The organism is Alkalicoccobacillus murimartini (genome assembly GCF_030813245.1).
Taxonomy (GTDB): Bacteria; Bacillota; Bacilli; order Bacillales; family Bacillaceae_D; genus Alkalicoccobacillus; species Alkalicoccobacillus murimartini.
The window spans coordinates 223,753-245,923 of sequence record NZ_JAUSUA010000005.1 but is presented as its reverse complement, the minus strand read 5'-3'; the positions used below and the strand labels follow the sequence as shown (position 1 = coordinate 245,923).

Annotated in this window: 19 protein-coding genes; 9 read left to right on the top strand and 10 right to left on the bottom strand. The window is 40.1% G+C overall.

What is annotated here, in order from left to right; genetic code table 11:
- Window positions 1–17 precede the first annotated feature (17 nt).
- The 3 genes from J2S05_RS16125 to J2S05_RS16115 are packed head-to-tail and all read left to right on the top strand — an operon-like array spanning window position 18 to window position 3,010.
- Entirely contained in the window at window positions 18–1,277 is a 1,260-nt protein-coding gene (locus tag J2S05_RS16125) for a M20/M25/M40 family metallo-hydrolase (protein ID WP_306984586.1), read from the top strand.
- Between the two features lies 1 nt (window position 1,278).
- Complete coding sequence (locus tag J2S05_RS16120) at window positions 1,279–2,154, top strand: metal-dependent hydrolase (protein WP_306984583.1); 876 nt, start codon at window positions 1,279–1,281, stop codon at window positions 2,152–2,154.
- 16 nt (window positions 2,155–2,170) lie between these two features.
- Window positions 2,171–3,010 (top strand): GNAT family N-acetyltransferase, encoded by an 840-nt coding sequence (locus tag J2S05_RS16115; protein WP_306984582.1) that lies wholly within the window; start codon window positions 2,171–2,173, stop codon window positions 3,008–3,010.
- A gap of 341 nt (window positions 3,011–3,351) precedes the next feature.
- Here the strand turns inward: J2S05_RS16115 and J2S05_RS16110 are convergent, their stop codons facing one another.
- From J2S05_RS16110 to J2S05_RS16095, 4 genes are all read right to left on the bottom strand, one after another.
- A complete protein-coding gene (locus J2S05_RS16110) occupies window positions 3,352–3,933 on the bottom strand; it encodes a biotin transporter BioY (RefSeq protein ID WP_306984579.1) in 582 nt (193 codons plus the stop codon).
- A 156-nt stretch (window positions 3,934–4,089) separates the two neighbouring features.
- Window positions 4,090–6,696, bottom strand: a complete 2,607-nt coding sequence (locus J2S05_RS16105) for a YfhO family protein (RefSeq protein ID WP_306984578.1) — start codon at window positions 6,694–6,696, stop codon at window positions 4,090–4,092.
- A complete protein-coding gene (locus J2S05_RS16100) occupies window positions 6,686–7,081 on the bottom strand; it encodes a GtrA family protein (RefSeq protein ID WP_306984576.1) in 396 nt (131 codons plus the stop codon). Before J2S05_RS16100 ends, J2S05_RS16105 begins: the two co-directional genes overlap by 11 nt.
- Window positions 7,065–8,021 (bottom strand): glycosyltransferase family 2 protein, encoded by a 957-nt coding sequence (locus tag J2S05_RS16095; protein WP_306984574.1) that lies wholly within the window; start codon window positions 8,019–8,021, stop codon window positions 7,065–7,067. The genes J2S05_RS16100 and J2S05_RS16095 overlap by 17 nt, the downstream gene beginning before the upstream one ends.
- A 194-nt stretch (window positions 8,022–8,215) precedes the next feature.
- On the opposite strand from J2S05_RS16095, the gene J2S05_RS16090 reads away from it, so the two are divergent.
- Together J2S05_RS16090 and J2S05_RS16085 are read left to right on the top strand one after the other, a co-directional pair.
- Entirely contained in the window at window positions 8,216–9,277 is a 1,062-nt protein-coding gene (locus J2S05_RS16090; protein ID WP_306984572.1) for an endo-1,4-beta-xylanase, read from the top strand.
- Window positions 9,278–9,291: 14 nt separating this feature from the next.
- Window positions 9,292–10,275: an alpha/beta hydrolase family protein gene (locus tag J2S05_RS16085; protein ID WP_306984570.1), complete on the top strand. Its 984-nt coding sequence runs from the start codon at window positions 9,292–9,294 to the stop codon at window positions 10,273–10,275.
- Between the two features lie 48 nt (window positions 10,276–10,323).
- Here J2S05_RS16085 and J2S05_RS16080 read toward each other — a convergent pair whose 3' ends face one another.
- The 3 genes from J2S05_RS16080 to J2S05_RS16070 are packed head-to-tail and all read right to left on the bottom strand — an operon-like array spanning window position 10,324 to window position 14,531.
- Entirely contained in the window at window positions 10,324–10,755 is a 432-nt protein-coding gene (locus J2S05_RS16080; RefSeq protein ID WP_306984569.1) for a GNAT family N-acetyltransferase, read from the bottom strand.
- 21 nt (window positions 10,756–10,776) lie between these two features.
- Window positions 10,777–12,783 carry an ABC transporter ATP-binding protein gene (locus J2S05_RS16075; protein ID WP_306984567.1) on the bottom strand — a complete coding sequence of 669 codons (2,007 nt, stop codon included), beginning with the start codon at window positions 12,781–12,783 and terminating at the stop codon, window positions 10,777–10,779.
- Window positions 12,780–14,531 carry an ABC transporter ATP-binding protein gene (locus tag J2S05_RS16070; protein ID WP_306984565.1) on the bottom strand — a complete coding sequence of 584 codons (1,752 nt, stop codon included), beginning with the start codon at window positions 14,529–14,531 and terminating at the stop codon, window positions 12,780–12,782. The genes J2S05_RS16075 and J2S05_RS16070 overlap by 4 nt, the downstream gene beginning before the upstream one ends.
- Window positions 14,532–14,943: 412 nt before the next feature.
- Here J2S05_RS16070 and J2S05_RS16065 point away from each other — a divergent pair, with 412 nt between their 5' ends.
- The 3 genes from J2S05_RS16065 to J2S05_RS16055 all read left to right on the top strand — a co-directional run bounded on the left by J2S05_RS16065 (window position 14,944) and on the right by J2S05_RS16055 (window position 18,681).
- A complete protein-coding gene (locus tag J2S05_RS16065) occupies window positions 14,944–15,513 on the top strand; it encodes a nitroreductase family protein (protein ID WP_306984563.1) in 570 nt (189 codons plus the stop codon).
- Between the two features lie 799 nt (window positions 15,514–16,312).
- Window positions 16,313–18,358: a penicillin-binding transpeptidase domain-containing protein gene (locus J2S05_RS16060; protein ID WP_306984561.1), complete on the top strand. Its 2,046-nt coding sequence runs from the start codon at window positions 16,313–16,315 to the stop codon at window positions 18,356–18,358.
- Between the two features lie 71 nt (window positions 18,359–18,429).
- Window positions 18,430–18,681: a hypothetical protein gene (locus J2S05_RS16055; RefSeq protein ID WP_306984560.1), complete on the top strand. Its 252-nt coding sequence runs from the start codon at window positions 18,430–18,432 to the stop codon at window positions 18,679–18,681.
- Window positions 18,682–18,733: 52 nt separating this feature from the next.
- Here the strand turns inward: J2S05_RS16055 and J2S05_RS16050 are convergent, their stop codons facing one another.
- Complete coding sequence (locus J2S05_RS16050; protein ID WP_306984558.1) at window positions 18,734–18,913, bottom strand: YjcZ family sporulation protein; 180 nt, start codon at window positions 18,911–18,913, stop codon at window positions 18,734–18,736.
- 99 nt (window positions 18,914–19,012) lie between these two features.
- Window positions 19,013–19,849 (bottom strand): N-acetylmuramoyl-L-alanine amidase, encoded by an 837-nt coding sequence (locus J2S05_RS16045; protein ID WP_306984556.1) that lies wholly within the window; start codon window positions 19,847–19,849, stop codon window positions 19,013–19,015.
- Between the two features lie 342 nt (window positions 19,850–20,191).
- On the opposite strand from J2S05_RS16045, the gene J2S05_RS16040 reads away from it, so the two are divergent.
- On the top strand, window positions 20,192–20,764 hold the full coding sequence (locus J2S05_RS16040) for a YdcF family protein (protein WP_306984554.1): 573 nt from the start codon (window positions 20,192–20,194) through the stop codon (window positions 20,762–20,764).
- A gap of 31 nt (window positions 20,765–20,795) precedes the next feature.
- On the opposite strand, the gene J2S05_RS16035 is transcribed toward J2S05_RS16040, so the two are convergent.
- A complete protein-coding gene (locus J2S05_RS16035) occupies window positions 20,796–21,779 on the bottom strand; it encodes a metallophosphoesterase (protein ID WP_306984552.1) in 984 nt (327 codons plus the stop codon).
- Window positions 21,780–22,171: the final 392 nt, after the last annotated feature.

Sequence of the window (22,171 nt, the reverse complement as noted above, 5' to 3'; positions counted from 1 at the left end):
TAATGGAGGCGGTAGCTTTGGCAAAAGCAATGTATAAACTCGATAAGGAAACCGAAACTGTTTTCACTCATTTGCAAAAGCATCAAGATATTAAAGCAGGCCTTCAATTTTTGGAAGCAGACCAAGCCCAAACGTTGCAAGAGCAAATAGAATTGGCTGAAATTAGCGCACCACCATTTGAAGAAACGAAGCGAGCATTAGCTTATAAAAATAAGCTTGAACAACTTGGTTTGGAAGAAGTTAAGCAAGATTCGGAAGGAAACGTGTATGGAGTCCTAAAAGGAAATCGTCCGGGACCGAAACTGTTTGTAAGTGCTCATATTGATAGTGTGTTCTCTAGTGATACGGACGTAACGGTAACAGAAAAGGACGGCCTTTATTATGGCCCAGGCATAACAGACGATGCGAGAGGTCTCGCAGCTTTATTATCTATAGTGAGAGCCTTTAATCATACTGGAATAAAGCCAGAAGCGGATATCATCTTTGGTGGTACAGTTGGAGAAGAAGGTCCTGGAGATTTGCGTGGGGTTAAGGCATTTTTTAGCGAGAATAAAGACGTTGAAGGATTCATCTCAATCGACTCCGTTTCTCCAAGTGCAATTATCTACAAAGGGACAGGAAGTTATCGTTATGAAATTACATATTCAGGGCCAGGTGGACATAGTTTTGGAGCATTCGGAACGCCAAGCGCAGTTCATGCCGCAGGCCGTGCGATTGCGATGATTGCTGATCTTGAAACATCTACTGATCCAAAAACGTCCTTCAATGTTGGAGTTGTCGAAGGTGGAACAATCCCAACGGCCATTGCGGAACAGTCAAAGCTATACCTTGATATCCGATCTAATGGTAAAAAGGAATTAGATGAGATTGACAGCCGTGTCCGTGTCATTTTTCAGCAGGCAGCAGAGCAAGAGAACAAACGATGGGGATATGTCGGTCAAAAAGGAATTCAAGTAGAACTAAATAAGTTGGGTAATCGACCAGTAGGCACTCAGTTGGATGAGGCAGCGATTGTTCAAACGGCTTGGGCTGCAACGGAGCAACTCGGACTTGTTCCAACACTAGAGCAAGCGGTTAGCACGGATGCGAACTATCCTATTAGTATTGGCATACCTGCCATTACGCTTGGGGCTGGTGGAGATGCAGGGGGAGCTCATTCATTAGATGAGTGGTTTGACCCAACAGATGCTCATCTAGGACCACAACGAGTATTTTTGACGATTCTTGGTTTAAGTGGTGTTGCTCGCACGACCCTGCCATTATTATCGAGTAAATAATATGGATACAATCACTCATACTCTATTTGGACTAACGACATATGGAGCGATAAATAAGAAAGAGAAGGATAAGCAAACGAAACGTGCGCTTTTGTTTACAGCTCTGGCTGGAAGCCAAGCACCCGACCTTGATGTTGTCGCTAGAATAACAGAAACAGGGCGCGTGATGGATCAGATGTGGCATAGAGGATTAACCCATTCGGTGTTTATTGCACCGATATGGGCCCTTTTGATCTATTTAGTGGTATTTTTAATCTGGCGTAAAAAAGACAAGATGATTTTTTATTTGGCTTTTGTTAATGTTCTCATTCATATCGGATCTGATGCCTTAAATGCCTGGGGAACAGGTCTATTTGAGCCTGTATCATCAATGCGCGTGACGATAGGAGTCATTCCAATTATTGATTTTGTCGTGTGGGGAATCTTCCTTACAGCCTATATTATCAAGAAACTGCGAAAAACAATTCCTACTTATATGGTCTGGAGAGTGGCCTGGATCCTCGTATTTATCCACGTTGGAGCACAAGCTAGTCAAGGTTTAATCATTCATGAAGAAGCAAGGTCAGAATATGAACAAACGACGTTAACGGCTAGCTTTTTGCCTGGTCATTTTACTGTACTTGCTAAGGAAGGGAATGAGGTACTCATTTATGACCAATCGCTTTGGTCAAAACAGGATGAGCCTGCTGTGATCCCTTCACAAGAGGATGAGGATCTGACGCCTCTATTTGATGAGAATCCTCGAGCAGAAGTTTTAATAACGTGGTCTCCATTTGTTGTTGTGACCAATCAAGACGGTAAGTTAGGTGTCTATGACCCACGGTTTAATCGTGGTGGAGGACCAATGTTATTTGAGTATATTGATATCTCGGACTAGTTAAAGGAGGATCTGCATGAAAGCGGAATACATAACTAATTGGAAAGAGCTTCAATCCTATATTCCATTGCTTCTAGAAAAAGAAATTGCTCATAATATTATTATTGGTGCGATTGTTAGCAACCAAGATCACCCTGAAAAAGAGCCTCATTTGGCGGTTGTTTTTTCACGTGAAGATGAGCCAGTTATGCTTCTTTTGCAAAATATCGATGCACAGGCTTTATTAGCTGTTTTTACAAACCTAACAGACTTAGAGCTGCAGGAATGTGCTAACTTATTAGCAAAGGAGAAAACGGATTTGCCAGGTATTATGGGGGAGCTACCTTATACAGAGTGGCTCTCTATGCAATATGCTCAACTGGTTCATAAGAATAGAGTGGTAAGTATTTCTCAGCGAATCTATCAGCTCAAACAGGTAGTTCCACCTCAATCGACTCCAGGGAAATTAAGGCTCGGTCAAGCTGAGGAGAAGGAACTGTTCATCAAGTGGGGACTTCAATTTGCGCAAGATGCGAATGTCTCCCTGACAGAGGAAGAATCAGAAGAACGAGTAAGTCGTTTTCTAAGTGAGCGTAGGCTCTATGTATGGGAAGATCATGGTGAACCCGTTTCTATGGCAGCCGCCAGTAGACCAAGCAAAACCAATATCAATATTTCTTTTGTCTATACACCTGCTAATCAACGAAAAAAAGGCTACGCTTCTGCCTGCGTCGCAGAAGTAAGTGCTAGGTTGTTAGAAGAAGGCTATCAAACACTTTCCCTCTATACAGACTTATCTAACCCAACATCTAATCATATCTATCAAGAAATCGGATTCGAACATCTGTTAGACTCAAAACTATTTCATTTTACGTGATGTTGAGGAATTGACAGCATGCCTCTGAAAAAGGATCATTATGTAGTTAGGATTTCTATAAACATAAAACAGCCTTCCGTTTCTTTTTTTTAGAAATGGAAGGCTGTTTTTATAAGAAAACATACTTTTTAACAATACATATTTGAATACACTAACTTATCAATAATGAGAACGGTAGAAATTGGGTTGATCAGAACAATAGCGAGGTTTCTCCTGGAGCGGCGCACATGAGCTTATTTCTAGCTGACTTTTTCGTACACAGGCTTATTGAAATGATCGGACTTGTCCGGCCCTTATTGTGATTAAAAAATTTTAAAATAGACTCACTAACATACGTTTAATCATGCAGGTACTTTTTTATGTTTAGTCGGTGTTTCTTGCATAATGTTTGCGGAAATTAATCGTTTACGCACATTCACGCCAATCCAACTAGCGAGGAAGGCTTTAAGTAACCCTGGAATAATAAAAGGCGTTACCCCACCAGCTATAGCAACAGGCCATGTTATTTTTACTGCATATTTTAGCCAAATGGTTCCTAAACACAATGCCAAGATCATAGCCAATGTATTGGCAATCATTGCATGAGGGATCGTGAAGGCTGTTTTTTCTAGGTAATATCCAGTAATGAATGCAGTGAAGATAAAAGCAAAAATATAACCGCCTGTTGGACCAAATAAAATAGGTATTCCACCTGTTGCTCCTGCAAATACGGGTAGACCAACTGTTCCAAGTAATACATAACACACCATCGCTAATGCGCCCTTACGACTACCTAAAATTGTAGCGGCTAAGCCTACGGCGAGCGTTTGTCCACTAATTGGAACAAGAGGTAATGGGATTTCTAATTGGGCTAGTACGGCTGTGATAGCGGCAAATATTCCGCAATGAATTAGATCTCGAAGCTTGGTTGACTGAGAACTCATTTTCTTGTTCACTCCTATTGTTAACCTTTTATTTATGTAGGTTAACATAAAACATATAAAAGGTGTTAGCTTTTTTTAAAAGGGTTTCGATATTAAAAAAAGACGAAAGGACGGATGGTGCACCTAGTCCCTTCGTCTGTAGAATAGATCTAACAGTTATCTTGTACGCTTTCTTCTCCAGAAGTACCAGCCACTCGTTAACAGTAACCCTGCAATAGTAGCGATGGCAGACTCTCTAAAGAATGGAGGTAAATAGGAGAATTTGATTTGATTCTCTCCATTGTCTAATGAAACAGCCATAAACGAATAGTTAGCTTTTTCAATAGACCTTGTTTCCCCGTTTACTTTGACGGTCCAGCCTTTTTCATAAGGTACTGGAATAGTTAAATACTCAGTGTCTGTCGCATTTTCTACAGAAAAATCCATTTTACTCCCATTAATATTGACCTCAATATTATGGTCATTAGCAGATTCTACAGCTTGATTCAACGTAGTAAAGTTTTCACTATAGAGGGAGAATTCATCGATTTCATAGCTTCCTTCTCTCATTCGAATAGAGAGGGTCTCCTCTTTAGGTACACGAATCGTCAGATCATTAATACCTGTGCGATAAATGGATTCGCGAGATTTTCGATCTGTTGTAAAATCATTTACATCAAGTCTAAATAACCGCGCGCTTTCTGATTGATTAAGCAGGTGGAAGGATAAGTAGAAATCTCCGTTTCCTTCCGCTTCAGCTGAAGGAACATGTAAATCAAGTCCACCTCTGTCATCTGTAATAGTCAGTACCCCATCTTCATACGTACCGCCAACTGCTTCAATGTCTACATCTCTGATCAAATTCTCTGCTGATCCAGAAATCTCTGTCGTTGATTGTGGGTTCTCTAACACAACGCCATCAAGCATGGCATGTTCTCTTGTAATGGCAGGCAGATCATTTAATTGCTCTTCACTATAAACAGTAGAGGTTGTTCGAGCAAAAGGTAACATATTTTCATTACGATAAACAACGTAATGTTCGTTTTCTTCAAAAGGTTCAAATCCATACGGAGCATGAATCTCTTCATCTTTAGGAAATAGAATGTATTTGCCCCCAAGCAAACTGTATAGATTTGCACGATCACCAAATCCTGAATAACGACTGACGCTCTCTCGTTTCATGTCAATCTCAAGATCTTCGTAATAGAAGAAAAGAAGATGTTGATTTAGTACACTGGAGTAACTACTAATACTCGGGAAGTCTTGTACCATCCCGGTATTATTGCTACCACTTCTTCCTCCAACAACCCATTCCAAACGCGCAAGAGGATCCTCGTCTTGATCTAGAACAGAGTGAATTAATTCTGTTTGTTCTGGTGGCTGATAGATTTCCTCTATATACTCTTTGTTTGAGTTCGTAAGATTACCAGCTTGTGATAGATGTTTGTCTTGATAATGATAGCTGACAAGAAGCTGTGTGGCAGCTACAGAGATCGTTAGTAAACCAATTCCGTATATTGGTCGCTTCCAAGATACCCATATAAAAGCGAATAGCATAATAGGGAGAACAACAAGAGCATCTCTATAATCCAAAGGGCTTAAATCTTGCCAACGATCGTATCCATACACAATGGAAAAGAGTATAGCCGTTAGAAGAGCAGATAACATCATTTGTTTTCTTGGTAACTCAGCTAGTTTCGATAATGCAACGGCAATAGCTCCACCGATTGCAAAAGACCCCATATATTCAAACCGGTTCTGTGGCGCAGAAAAGCCGTTAAATACACTTGCCGCAAGTGGAATATAATGCATAACGACAAATAACAAAGACAAAACAGCAAAATAACGAAACGTCTTATGACGGAACAATGTAGGGATGAAAAGAAAAGAGATAAAAAGTGCTGGAATAATAAACGTTCGGCTAGTAAATAAGATATTGTCTCCAATATCTAAGAGTTCAATTGGATCCTCAAATGGAGGACGGTAGTTATTCAGAAACCCGTAAACGGCTGGAATAAAAGAGATAGCCCCAATAGCAAAGCTTAAAACAACAGCAGGTATGTATAGCTTAACTTGTTCAAAGATAGAAGCCTTATCCTCATTAAAGCGAATAATCCACCTTAATAGAACATATATGGCGACAAATAGACAGCTCATGTAGCCAAAATAAAAGTTAGTAAGCAGAGTAAGACTTAGTGCTAATATAAACCACATTGGTTGTTTTTCACGAATGATTTTCTCAATTCCAAGTACTAGTAGTGGAATCCATAGATAGGCATCAGCAAAGAACTCCCAAAAGGATGCATGTCGATAATACATCACACTACTGGCATAAATCATAGCCCCAGCAAGTGAAGGAAGGAAGCCTAATTTAAAATAACGGAAGACAGCGGTTGTGATCATCAAAATCAACGTCATACGAAAAACACTGACAAAAACTCCGGCTTGGGCCCAAAATAAAATATCAGGTGATCCAATGATTGATAAAAGCTCCATAAGCCAGACAAAAAACACGGTTACAAGAAACACCATGTTAGTGGAAAAGTAATAAGCAAGTTGTGCAAATGTGCCGCTACCAAGTCCAAATTCATGCGAGTAAAACCATTCGCCGCTCGTATATTGTTGATAAAGAAAATGTTTGAATGGAAGCATTTGAGCGAGCCCGTCGTTGGGCCCGACCATATAGCGACCATTCGATAATTCTTTTAAGAAGAAAAAGTGCGCAAGAAATGCAAATGCAAGACTTATAGATAAGAGTAACCAGAATTTGCTTTTACGTTTCATGTTGGGCTCCATTTTGTTTTAGAATTTTTCCGGTGACAAGGAATGTGACAGGAACTGTGATAAACATTGCAGCGATTGGTGCGATATTACTTGATAGGGAAAAGAATTCAACAAACACAAATACCAGACTTGAGGAAACGGTAACGTTCACAAGCTGGGTAAGTGGGAATTGAAAGAATTTCCGCCAAGTTGGTTTAACACCGTACGTAAAGTAACAATTGAGAAAATACGAGATGATCATACTAATAAAAATTCCAGTTACATGCGCGACCATGTAATAAAAGTTAAAGACATTGTTAAGGAGTAAAAAAATCAAATAGTAATTGAGTGTATTTACTCCTCCAACAATAGCAAATCGGATAAATTCGTTATTTAGCTTTTTCATACCTGATGCCTCGATCCAAGTTGGTTTCTTTCACTAAATAATGAGGTCGACGCTTGGTTTCGTTATATATTCTGCCAATATATTCACCGATAATGCCAAGGCTAACAAGCTGAATCCCACCAAGGAACAGAATCGCGGAGATCAGAGTGAAATACCCTGGTACATCAACACCGGTTTGAGTGATTTGATAAAAGGTAAAAATGATGTATGCGATGGAGAAAAGTAAAATGGCAGATCCGGCATACAAACAAAGTCGTAATGGCTTCATGTTAAATGAAACAATGCCATCAATTCCGTAGTTAATTAATTTCTGCATCGACCACTTTGACTGTCCATTTTTTCGAATGACATTTTCATAATGAACAACCTTCTGATCAAAACCAATCCAAGAGAATAATCCTTTTGAGAATCGATTTCCTTCACTTAAAACAAGTAAAGCATCAACAGCGCGGCGGCTGAGCAATCGGAAATCACCAACCCCATTTTCAAGCTTTACATCAACCACTTTGTTCATTAGTTTATAGTACAATGTAGACAATGAACTACGAACAAAGCTTTCACCTTTTCGATCACGTTGAGCAATAACTTGGTCATATCCTTCTTCAAAACCTAAGAGCAATTCATGAACCAGTTCTACAGGGTGTTGAAGATCAGCATCTATGACAATTAAGCAATCCCCTTTGGCATGTTGAAAGCCTGCAAGAATAGCTGATTCTTTACCGAAATTTCGTGTGAACGAAACATATTTTACATTAGAGTGCCATTTGGCAAGCCTTTGTAACTCAACTAGTGTACGATCAGAACTTCCGTCGTCCACAAAAATAATCTCTAAGCGATAATGAGTAGATGCCACTTCATCTCTCATTGCACGATAAAAGGCTTCAATATTTTCTTCTTCGTTGTATGATGGGACAATGACTGATAACAATGGTTTATCCATATGATTTGGCCTCCTGCATTAAAAAATTTGTCTATAGTATAAATGGCCGATAACTTATAGTGGTAAGCACTAACATAATACCCTTTTTAATAAAATGAAACCCACTTAGCCCCTTGTTAAAAAAACTAAAATTATGGGGCAAACAAGAGAGAATGTGGTTATTGATACATATTGTTTGAACAAGGGAGGGTATCTTGAAGAAAAAATTACTCATTCTCACTGGGAGTATACTCATTTTCATTGTAGGAGTGTTGGGTTGGATGAACATTCAAGATCATAAACCGATTCGCACACTAGCTGAGGAACGAAATCTTCTATTTGGAACAGCTATGCGTTATCAGCCCTTTGCCAATGACACCGATTATAGAGCATTGATCACAAATGAATTTAACGCTGTGACCATAGAGAATGAAATGAAAATGGAAATGATTATGCCTGAAGATGGTATATATGATTTTAGTCAAGCTGATGAAATGGTCGAATTCGCTAGTAAACATGATCTAAAAGTTAGAGGACATACGCTCGTTTGGGAACGAGTACCTTGGTGGCTAGAACAAGGTAGCTACACATCCGAAGAAATAATCAGCTTATTAAAAGAGTATGTCCAAACTACGGTTAAGCAATACCAGGGACAGATCTATGCGTGGGATGTTGTAAATGAAGCTTTTGACGAGAAAGGAAATTTTAAAGAGAACATTTGGCTGCAACATATTGGGCCAGAATACATTGAGCTGGCCTTTATATGGGCGAAAGAGGCTGATCCAAATGCTTTGCTTTTTTATAATGACTACGAGAATGAGCTACCTTCTGCTAAGACTGAAGCAACGCTTGAATGGCTAACAAAGCTTCGTGAAAAAGGTGTACCAATTGATGGGATTGGCATGCAAATGCACCTTGATGTGGCGAATGATTTTCAATCAAGTAAAGTAAAGGAAGTAATGAATCAAATAGAGCAGGCAGGATTTTTGGTGCACATCACAGAATTAGACATAAAGCTTCAGCATAGTGGTGAAGACTTAGAGATTAAACAACAAAAGCAAGCGGATGTCTACGCAGAAGTGATGAAGCTGTGTATGCAAAGTCATGCTTGCCAATCTATTACGGTTTGGGGAGCTGCTGATCCGTACAGCTGGATTGGTTTCACGGATGAAGTTGGAGCAGAGGAAGCATTTCCTTTACTTTTCGACGATCAGTTAGAACGCAAACCAGCTTACAATGAGATCAAGAAAATGCTACGTGAAGAGGATCCTAATTAAAAGGAGCAATCAATATGCTGGAACCAGACCTGTTTTTTGAAAAGCTTTCTGAGAACCATAAGACAGTAATTGATCCAACAGATGTAAGAAAACAACTTCATGAGAAGCTTGGAAAAACTCCACTTGAGAGTATGGATCTAGATATTCAAAAGCTCGAAACAACCGAGTGTATCGGGTATACACGTGAGCGATTCGTTTTTCAAGCAAGTGAAGATTTAATCGTGCCGGTCTATGTTTTGACACCTCATTCGACTGCAACAAGCTTTTCGTCTGTGCTAGCACTTCATGGGCACGGAAAAGGAAGCAGAGAGCTTGTTGGCCTGCTTGAAGATGGAAGTGAGGATCAGACCGAGCCTGGTATCCATCAGCATGCGGCTGTCCAGTTAGTGAAAAAAGGGATGAAGGTTTTTGTCCCAGAAATCCTTGGGTTTGGTGATCGAAAGCTTAAAAGGGATAAAGAGAAGACAAACTCTTGTTTTGCGATGGCTTCAACTCTGTTAATGGCTGGTTCCACCTTAGTAGGAGTAAGGGTGTTTGAAGCAAAACGTACGTTGGATATGATGGCAACCTTCCATGATGTGAAGCAAGATCAAATCGGTCTATTTGGCTTTTCAGGTGGGGGTCTTGTGGCGGGATTGACCTCAGTGTTAGATCAACGAGTTGCAGCTACTGTGCTTAGCGGATTCACAAATACGTTCAAACATAGCATATTAGCGATGGATCATTGTATTGATAATTACATACCAGACATTCTGTCTGTAGCTGAATTACCTGAGTTAATTGGATTAATCTCTCCAAGGAAGCTATTTATAGAAGCCGGTGATGAGGATCGTATTTTTCCGATTGATGGTGTGCGTGAAGCAGTAAGTAGACTTGAAACGATATATGAAACAAATCAAGTCAGTCAGAACTTGGTCATTGATGTTTTTCAAGGTGGGCATACAATTAGTGGACGTCATTCGTTTGACTGGTTGCAGATTGAATTAAAAAGACAGTAAGGCGTAAAAAACACCCTGAAATCAAGGATATGATTTCAGGGTGTTTTTTTAGATTAATGACTTGCTAAAGCCTGTACTCTTAGCTTTAAAGCCCATTTGTGTGTAAAAATGATGAGCAGCCTGACGCTCTTCACGATTACCACTGTTTAGCACAAGAGTGGAGATGTTCTGAGCAATAGCCCATTCCTCAATCGCTTGGATGAGCTTCTTCCCCACACCTTTTCTACGTATGCTCTCATCAACTACAAATGCCACAATCCTTACATAAGAGCCGTTCGCTTCATAAAATAATCCCCGATGAAGACCTGCAAATCCAATGAGCTGGTCGTTCCATTCGACAACAAGCGTATGATAGTCGGAATGGTCATCAAGTAAACGAAAACGTTGAATGAGTTCCTCACTAGACGCAGGATAGCCAAGCTGCTCCATCAGATGAGTTAAATGAGGAGGATCATGTTTCTCTAAAGCTCTGATAATCATCGAATCTCTCCTTTTGAAGATTTAGCTGGCTTCATTTTTTTGCAGGCGGTACATCTGTGCATAAGACCCATTTAGTGTCATCAACTCATCGTGATTTCCTTTTTCCATAATCTCTCCACGGTTCAAGACAAGAATTTGATCTGCATCTTGAATAGTTGAAAGTCGGTGAGCAATGATAAACGTTGTACGGCCAGATTTTAAAGATTCCATTCCCTTTTGAATGAGACTCTCTGTTTCAGTATCAATACTCGATGTGGCCTCATCTAAAACAAGAATAGCAGGATTAGCAACCAATGCTCGAGCAAAGCTAATTAACTGTCTTTGACCACTTGATAGCGTATTTCCTTTTTCTTGGACTTCTTCATCCAAGCCCTTGGGCAAGTAGCTAAAGAGATCTTTGCCACCTACAAGGTCAACGGCTTTTTCAATGTCTTCTCTAGAAACGTTTGGATTTTCCATTGCGATATTAGAAGCAATGGTTCCAGTGAAGAGATAAGGTTCTTGCAAAACGATTCCCATATGTTCACGCAAAGCCTGGGGAGAAAGATCTTTTGTACTTACACCATCAAGAAGAATGTCTCCCTCCTGACAATCGTAAAAGCGGAACAACAGATTCATAATAGAGCTTTTACCAGAACCGGTATGGCCAACCAATGCAATCGTCTCACCGGGATTAGCCTTAAAATCTAAGTCCTTTAGGACATATTCATCTGGATTATAACCAAATGAAACATGACGAAAGGTAACCTCTCCGGAGGGACGATCCATTTTTGAATCATCAACAGATGTTCCCTCTTTGTCCATTAATTCAAAGACACGATCTCCTGAGACACGTGCCTGTTCAAGATTGGCAAGCTGATTCACAATTTGGCTAACGGGTTCAAATAATCGATTCACATAATCTACAAAAGCATAGATGATTCCAAGGGTTAAAAAGCTAGCCCAGCCCCCACCAATACTTCCCATGACCACACAAATTAAAGCAACAAACACAAGATTACGAAGAACACCAGTTAGATTGTGAGAGGTCAACGAGTTTAACCGTAACATCTTCGTTTGGAAGCCATAGTGATCTTGATTTAATGTTTCAAACTCAGCAGAGGACTGTTTCTCACGATTAAAGGCTTGAATGATTGGCATACCTTGGATGTTCTCATTCATTGCTCCATTAATCTCACTGATTTTTGAGCGAATGCTGCGGTTATAGTCAACAGAGTATTTTCGATAAAGCTTCATCCAAATATAAAGAATAGGCAGTAAAACTAACGTTATGAGTCCCAGGCGGACATCTAATAAGAAAAGGGCAATGTATACACCGATTATATAGATGGCACTGGAAAAGAAGTTCGCCAATACTGTCATGTACAGCTCTCGAATTGCTTCAGTGTCATTTGTAACACGTGAGACAATCTTTCCAGCAGGAAGATGATCAAAAAAACGAACAGGAAGTTTTGATAAATGGTTAAATGCATCTGTTCGAATACGCTGAATGATTCGGTTAGCAGACTTCTGCAATAAATAACGCTGTCCATATTGGAAAAAGGAGGAACCGAGTATAAGACCTAAATAGAGCAGCAGAAGCATCACAATTGGTTGTATTTCTGGTTGATAAAATGCCATAACTTGGTCGGCTGATAGGGACACCGCTTCAGCCTGCGAGGAACCATCTGCATTTGTGACCTGGAGTATACCATCCGAAAATGTTTTAGCTCCATCTGGTAAGTCAATCTCAGTTACATAGAAGTCCAGTCCGTCTTGTTGGATGTAGATTGGTTCGCCGGATTTCTCTGAATCATCAAGATTACCACTACGTGTATAGAGAGTGTCCTGATAATTGACTGCTTGTTCTCCAGCTTCTGTCGGATACCAAGCTTGATCAATGCTAGAAATATGTTCATCAATAATGGTTTTCGCGATAAATGGCCCAGTTAAAGCTGCAGCAACCGAGATACTAAGCAGAATAAGCGCCAAAATGATCGTGTTTTTACTAGTTAAGGCATAGTGATATAGTCGTTTTTCTGTACTCATTCGTTCACCTCCACTTCTATTCCTCGTGTTTGCTGTTCCACCTGTTCGAAATACCATCCACGATTGTTCATTAACTCTGGATGAGTTCCAAGCTCAGCTTTTTGTCCATTCTCTAGGACGATGATTTGATCGGCCTGTTCAATGGCTGACATTCTATGTGCTGTGATAATCGTGGTTAATCCTTTTCGTGCCTCTCGCAAATGACTAACAATTGTTGCTTCTGTTTTGGCATCAACAGCTGACAGTGAGTCATCTAAGATCAGTATTGGTGGTTTAGCAATCAACGCACGAGCAATAGAAATACGCTGTTTTTGCCCACCAGATAGAGAGACGCCGTTCTCACCCACTAATGTATCTAGTCCTTCGGGTAGAAAAGCAAGGTCTTGCTCAAATGCAGAAACACGAATCGCTTCATTTAATTCAGATTCAGTTGCTTCTGGTTTTCCAAACAAGATATTCTCTCGTACCGATTTAGAAAATAGAATATGATCCTGAGGTACATAGCCAATCTTTGCGCGAACATCTGATTTGCTCTGTTCAGTAATAGAATGATTTCCAACATAAAATTGACCTTTCCCTGAAGGATAATACTTAAGTAGCTGTTTTATTAGCGTAGATTTCCCACTCCCTGTTTTACCAACAACTCCAATTGTCTCACCCGACTTAATCTCTAGAGTAAGATCTTTAAGCTGGTTCAAATCTGAGGAGGGATAACTGAAGGTCACTTGATGAAAAGAAACATTTGCTTGGTGATCTGGTTGAACTGGTGACGTAGGATCAGGAACAGCTTGATTGACAGCTAGAGTTCCATTTACACGCTGCAATGAGGCAGACCCACGCTGCATAATGTTTATGAGCTCACCAATCGCAAACATTGGCCAAATCATCATGCCAAGATAGACATTAAAGGTAATTAATTGTCCAAGTGAAATTTGTTGGGCAAATACAAGGTAGGAGCCATAACCAAGTCCAATGACATAGCTTAGTGCTACGACGATATTAACAACGGGCTCAAAAAAAGATTCAATTTTAGCTACTTCAAGATTACGTTTATAGACATCCTCGCTCATCGACAAAAACTTGTTTTCATCATGCCGCTCTCTACGAAATGCGCGAATCACACGCATACCGGCAACAGATTCAAGAACTCGCCCATTTAATGACCCAAATGCTTCTTGAGCCTTGGTGAACCTGGCATGAATTTTAATTCCTAAAATAGAGATCATAATTCCGATAAGTGGAAGAGGTGCGACAGCTGCTAGTGTCAACTTCCAATCGACGAGAATAATCATGGCACCTAATATGATTAACATGAAGACAATCGAATCAACCAGTGTTAACACACCAAATCCAGCAGTCATACTGACAGCTTTTAAATCGTTGGTTCCTTGAGCCATTAAATCTCCCGTGCGCCTCTTCTCAAAAAAGGGAACATCCATCCGTAAAAGATGATTCATAAAACGAGATCGAAGCTTACGTTCAACGACTAAAGCTCCTCCAAATAACTTAGACATCCAGATATAAGTCAGCCCATAACTTGATATTGTAATGAGAAGAAAGATCCCAATGTAAGCAAGACCTTTGTTGAAGGTTAAGGAGCCAATTTGAAAATCATCTACAATTAATCCTAGTAATCTCGCTGGCATAAGATCAATGAAGCTGACAATAATCAGAAGAATAATAGCAATAGTATATCTTCGCCATTCTTCTTTAAAAAACCAAGCTAGTTGGCCAAAGACACGGAACATAAACGACACATCCTTAAAGAATAGTTGATAAAGAATACAAAAAAGGGGTGTCGCTTTACACGACACCCCTTAATAAACACGGTCATTGCAAGCTATAAACACAGCTTGCTTCATAATTATTTATCTACGCATAAATATATTAAGAAAAAAGCTGTGTGTATGAAGTTAATAGATATAGTTCATTTATTTTCCTCATCACACACAGCTCCTCTCATTTATAGTCATCTGAATAGTTTTAATCTTCTTCATTCTACCCAGTTTAATTCCAAAAAGCAACATATTTTCTCAGGATTTAATAAACAGGAGGATCTTCGATGGATTCATTCATATCTCTTGCAAAGATATACAGAGTAAGGTAAAGTTTAATTAATTGAGAATCATTATTATTTGATAGAATAGCAGGAGGCCAATAATGACGATAGAGCATAAAAGTATAGATGATATTATTCGCAGTAGACGATCCATTACAAGCTTTAAGCAGGAACCAGTTCCAACGGATGTGATCATCGATTTATTAGACGTTGCAAAGTGGGCGCCGAACCATAAGATGACAGAGCCTTGGCGTTTTCTTTTATACAATGGTGAAGGTACAGAAACCTTTGTACAAGCCTTTATCAACTCTCAGCCAGCACCAGGTGGAGAAGTATCTGAGGGTGTTAAAAAGAAAGCAGATCATTTTCGATCGATCCCGGTCCATCTTGTAGTCGTAATGCCAGAGGACCCGCGTCAAAAAACATGGGACGAAGATCATGCAGCTGTAAGTGCACTCATTCAAAACTTTCAACTGGCAGCGTGGGCAAGGGATATTGGCATGATTTGGCGTTCAAATGATTGGATCTATAATCCAACATTTAGAGAAAAGATTGGCGTTGAACCAGGAGAAAAGATTGTGGCTACACTTATGCTGGGATATATACAAGATATTCCTAAACCCAAAAAGAGAACAGATATTAAGGATAAGTTAACAATTATCGAGAATTAATATCTCTGTTAATTAAGAGGCTAAGTCATAACAACTAGAGATAGTTGAAATGACGAATAATAAAGGAATAAGTTGAACGGATATCGCTCAAGTAGAACGTCCGAATCCGTAAGTCACAGAGCAGCAGGCCACTATAAAAGAACGATATTTAGATAGAGTTTACTCTTAAAAATATAAAACAGCCTTCTATTTCCTCTACTTTGGAAACGGGAGGCTGTTTTTATGGTCATATAACCCCTGTGGGCTTATTTGGAAGGATCAGTTTAGAGATTAATTCGAACTGGTTCGACATTTGGTTGATCAGAAAAGTAGCGGAAGGAGAAACCGAAGACTCCTACGGGACAGAACGAGTCTGAAGACATTGAAGGGGTGCCCTTCCACTTCAAGGGCTGAGGCCGTTCCCGTGGAAAGCGTAGGTTTCTCCTGAAGCGGTGCCTATGAGCTTATTTTATCAGTGAGTGGCCTTAATGCCTTCCCGCGGTAAGCGTGCCCCCCATTCTCGGGAGCGATAGCGAAGGAACCACATTCGGATGACCTCTGAACCCTTTCTTGTACTGGGTATTGTGTGACTCACCCGCTCCACAGTAATAAAGGTCTAAACTCTCTCATTTTTTATATAAAAGGGCCGAACATTGATGTGTTAGACGACGTCATTGTTCGGCCCTTTTTGTGTTTAAAAGAACCTAGTCTCCTTTTTTATTCCATAAAAAGACCCGAAAATATTCAATTATTATGGTAAACTGGTAAGAGATTAAACGGAAGATACATAGATAAAAAATGGAATTGGATGGTGGATTTTATGCATTACGCAAAAACGGGTATCGTCATAACCGGCCTCTTCTCAACTCTTCTACTAACAGGTTGTTTTGGAGATGAGCCTGATCCTAAGGAAACACTTGATGCGTTTATTGAGAAATGGGAAAACAATGAATTTGAAGATATGTATGCGATGTTAACGAACGATTCAAAAGAAGCACAATCGGAAGGGCAATTTGAAGAAAGAACAGGGTCCTTATATGATTCCATGCATAGTACAGAACTGACTATAGAGGCCATGTATCCGGATGAAGACAGTGAAGATAGCCAACAGGAAACCGAGGATTCGCAGTATTCGGTTTCTCTCTCTATCACTCTATCAACAGAGATTGGTACGATCGAATTTGAAGAGCCGATCACACTTGCATTAGAAGAAAGTGAAGAGGAAGAGAGCTGGGCTGTTACTTGGGATGAATCTCTTGTCTATCCAGCTATCGAAGCAGAAGATACGATTGAATTTCAAAGATCAACCCCTACCAGAGGACAAATATTTGATCGAAATGGTAATGGGCTAGCAATAAATGGAGAAGTGTTAGATATTGGTGCAGTTCCTGGGAGAATCGAAGACCGAGATGAATTTATTAGCGAATTCTCAGAGCTTACAGGCGTCTCGGAGCAGACAGTAGAGTCGAGGCTTGACCAAGAATGGGTGACAGATGAGAGCTTTGTCCCTATTCATACCTTTCCTTCCTCGCGATTGGATTGGGCAGAAGAAGACTTAAGGCAAATACCCGGAGCGTCATATGAATTGAATAAAGGTAGGGAGTACCCATACAGCGAGACTGCTGCTCATCTTACGGGCTATATACAAGATATTACAGCTGAACAATTAGGCGAACTTAAAGATGAAGGCTACGGCACGCACGATAAATTAGGACAAACAGGGTTGGAAAGAGTATTCGAAGATCGATTAAGAGGAACATCCGGTGGAAAAATTTCTCTAAAAGATAATGAAGGTGAGACGAAGGAAACGATTCTTGAAGAAGAACCTGAACATGGTGAAGATATTACACTAACGATAGATATGGATTTACAACAAGAGATTTTTGATGAGGTGGGAGAGGACGCTGGTACAGCTTCAGCAATACATCCAACTACTGGAGAAATATTAGCGTTAGTGAACCGACCTTCTTATGATCCAAATCAAGCTTCATTTGGTTTTACTTCAAAACAGCGAGAAGAGATTGATTCAGATGAAGATAAACCGCGTTTAAATCGTTTTGCTCAAATTTATTCACCTGGATCGACGTTTAAGCTCTTAACGGCAGCTATAGGTCTAGAAGAAGGCACGTTAGACCCAAATGAAACGTTAGATGTTCAGGGGGACAGCTGGCAACCTGAGGGATCTGATTGGGGTGGTTATGAAGTCACACGAGTGAGCGATTATGGTGAACCTGTTGATTTGCGTAAAGCACTGGTGTACTCAGATAACATTTATTTTGCTAATCAAGCTCTTAACATGGGTGAAGATGCCTTTGTTAATGGAGCTGAGGCCTTCGGTTTTGGAGAAGACTTGCCGTTACCTGGTTTATTTAATACATCTTCACTCACAGGTGCTGACGGGATTCGCAATGATATACAATTGGCGGATAGTGGGTATGGACAAGGCGAAATCCAAATGACGCCACTCCATTTAGGTTTAACCTTTACGACGATTGTGAATGAAGGAAATATGATTCAACCGATACTAGAATTAGATGAAGAACAAGGCATTTGGAAAGAATCTGTAATGTCAGCTGAACACGCAGAGTTACTCCAACAAGATTTGGTAGACGTCATTGAGGATTCAAGAGGATCCGGGCATGCTGCTGCCATGGATGGCGCTCGAATTGCTGGTAAGACTGGGACAGCTGAGTTAAAAGCTTCACAGGAAGAGGAAGGGCAGGAGCATGGCTGGTTTGTCGCGGTTGATGCTGATGAAGATCCGGAGTTACTTCTTGTGATGATGATTGATGATGTGAGCGATAAAGGCGGAAGCGGATATGTGGTAGACAAAGTGGCGACCATCTTAGATTCTAATTTAAGATAGGCAGTCACCATGATCGGGCTGTATGCATAGGATACATGGATTGCCCTTATAGGCTATAGGGAGGGAAACATATGTATTCATCAAATTATTACAGGCAAGTACCATATACAGCGGGTTTTAGGCGTCCGCCTTACGGGCGGCCACCTTTTAGACCACGTCCTCCATACGGTGGATTTGGTGGTGGATTTGGCGGTAGTTTACTTGGAGGGTTCTTAGGGGGATTTGCAGGCAGTGCTTTTTCACAGCCGTACGGATATTACTATCCTCCGTACCCTCAATATCAACCCTATCCACCTTATCAGCCATATCCTTACTACCGGTAGTAACAGAAAAAAAGGCTGTCTAAAAACTGACAGCCTTTTTGTTTGTACTTTTTTAATACCAACCAGCTCCACCTACAATGACAAATAATATGAACAGCAGAACGATCAGCGCGAAGAAAAATCCAGTATTACCTTTCTTTTGTCCTTTATAGCAGCATGGATTATAAGGATATCCATAGCCATAACCTTGCGGAGGATAATAGGATCCAGGATAACCGCCATAGTAACCCATAGGATGTGTACCACCTTTCCTTTTACTATCACATTATGGAAATACTCCACAAATGGTGTGTCCCAAAAGGAAAATAGGCACTAGACTTCGGGTTACATATTAATTACCATAATAAGATTGAACACCATCGTGAATGGCGTTTGCGGCACTTTCTCTAAAGCTTGATGATTTCATCCGTTCCGCTTCGTCAGAATTGGTGATGAAACCTAACTCTAGGAGTGTCGCTGGCATTGCTGTGTTACGCAAAACACTAAAATTAGCATCTTTTACACCACGATCTCTTGTTCCGAGTTCGTTAATAAGTTCTGTTTGAATTGATGTGGCTAGACTGCGGCCATTCGTACTTGTCGGAAAATGATAGGACTCGGTCCCACTTGCAGATGTTGCTGCAGCAGCATTTGCATGAATACTAATAAAAATACTTGCGTTTGCTCGATTGGCAATCGCTGCTCGTTCTTCTAGCTGTATAAATTCATCAGTAGATCTTGTCATAATGACATTGGCTCCTGATGCACTAAGCTTGTCCGCTGCCCGTTGCCCAACATCTAAGACAACATCCTTTTCTTGAAGACCATTTGCAACAGCGCCAGGGTCACTGCCTCCGTGTCCCGGGTCAATGACAATGGTTTGACCAGATACTGATGTCGTATTTGGAGTGTCACCACTTGTTGAAATGTACTGAATCGATACATAACCAGTTTGGCCATTATAATCAATGGAGGCCCAACCATTTCCTTGATCCTCAAAGGTCAGTTCTGTTCCGGAAGATAAAGAACCAATGATTGCACTAGATTCCGATGTATCAGATCGAACATTTAACGATCCAGATACATCCACAGTTCCTGACTCGGCAGCTCCTGCAATGCTTGGAAAAAGAAAAGCACTCATCAAAAGAAAAACAAATAATAAACCTATTTTCATTCTTTTCTGTTTCACATGTTCAGCTCCTTTGAAAATCACTAGAATGTGGATCCATTATACAAAAACATATGATAGTATCAAAGAATGCTAATCATTGATGTGAAAGGCTTTGTAAGGCTATAGTCCTGTATTTTAGCTTAATAATTAGAGAGTCCTGTCAAGTTAAGAGCGTGTAACAGAAGAGTACAATCAATTGATTTGCGTTAGCGTGGTCATTTTAATTATTGGGAAATTTAAAGGCTTAGTAGAAGATTATCTATTAAATTAGTGATTAACATAAAATGGATGATTCGGTATACGAAAGAAGGGTTTTTCAAAAAAATATCGAAGAGTGTAGAAATAAAGGGTGAGAATACAATGTATGTAAAAGTAGGAATCATATTATTACTTAGTGTAGGAATTCTATATATGGTCTTTTTACAAACGAAAATCTATCAATATAGTCATCAGGAAGTCCCTGATCAAGCAGATTATCTGATTGTTTTGGGAGCAAGAGTAAAAGGGGAAGAGCCATCTCTTAGCTTACAGTATAGAATTGATGCGGCTGCGCAGTATTTATTACGTAATGAGAAGACAATAGCGATTGCTTCTGGAGGACAAGGACCTGATGAAGGAATCTCTGAGGCATTAGCAATAAAACGAGGATTAGTGAAATTGGGTGTAGAGGAAAGTCGGGTTCTGCTAGAGGATCAATCAACCTCCACCTATGAAAATCTGTTGTATTCAAAGGAACTCATTACGGAGGAAAAAGGGACGGGGATTATTGTTAGTAATGGTTTCCATTTATATCGGGCCATTTTGATGGCGAGTGACCAAGGTTTAGATGTAACAGGTTTGGCAGGAGAAACACCCACAATATCAATCATTCAATCTCATATTAGAGAGTATGCTGCATTGACGAAATTATTTTTAGACAGGCAATGGAACTAACATAAAGCAAAGAGCTGTCATGAATCCATGATTATGGATGCCCAGACAGCTCTTTGTTTATTTGCAGTGGGAGTTTTATTGTAAACCGATCCTTCCCTGGGTCCGTTTGCTGAGAATAGTAATTGAATTGATCGAGGTAAGGAGAGTAGGTACTAACAGTGACTTCCTCACTACCAGAATGAAGTGATAACAAACGCATGAATCCTTGACCGCCTGAAGGTGCGCTTTGATAATCAGCAAGTAGTTGATATACAGTCCGATCAGGCTTACCGTCATTATTGTCATCAATCAAGTCAATCTTCTTCGCAGCACCATGGTAATGCCCACATAAAACAGCATAAATGGATGAATGTTTAGCCACGAGTTCCTTAAATAAGTGATTTCCTTGTTTTGAGCGAGCCCCATCCGCTTTTAGGTAATCATGGACATTTAGAAAGACAAGCTTATCTGGATATTTCTTTAATACAGCTTTGGCCCAGTGAAGATCTTCATCAGTGATACCCCATCCCAGATAAAGCATAAGAAAATCTCTACCTCCTGCTGAGATTAAGTCATAATGATTCCGGTTATCTTGATAAGATTCCCCGTACTCCTTCTGATGCTTAAAGCGTTTTTTTCCGAAATAATGAGTAAATGGCTTATAATCAACCTTACTGTGACCAACATCATGATTGCCTGCTAATACGCCGTAAGGAATAGGTGAACGATCTAGCTTTTTTAATGCTTTGTGAGCTACCTTCCATTGCTCTTTGTCTGCATATTGATCAACAATATCACCTGTATGAATCATATATTTAATTTGATAAGAGGCATGATTTTCTTTTATCCAATCCGTCATTTTCATAAATATGTCTGGATATTCCTTACTATAATATTGTGTATCCGTCATCCATACAATCGTATCAGGTGTTGAGCTTGCTTCAACGTGATTGACAGATGATTGGCAAACCAAAACAAACAGCGATAAAAATATCATTAAACTAATTCGACTGCGTGTAAGTTGATTACGCTTCACCTACAACACCTCCATTCATATGATTAGGATGAACGGGATGTTTTATGGTTATGTATAAAAGATGATGGTAAAAGTTACACACCATTTCAACTCAGATTTGCTATTAATATGTAAAAAGGGTCTGGAAGAACTGTTTTAGCAATCTAAAAACCCGAATCAGTACGCTGTTTAAACCGCATAATGATTCGGGTTTTATAAATTTTAAAAAAGAGAGCGAGGCTACCGCTCCAGACATACACTCCGCTTTCCATGGGCGGCTGGTGAGCTTCCTTGTGCTGACGCACTGCGGAGTCTCACCCAGGCCTTTGCTCCCATGGGAGTCTCCGTGTATGTCCTACGCTTGATTTAGCTCATTTGTGAGGGATTGAGTTAATGACGAATTGAGTAAATTT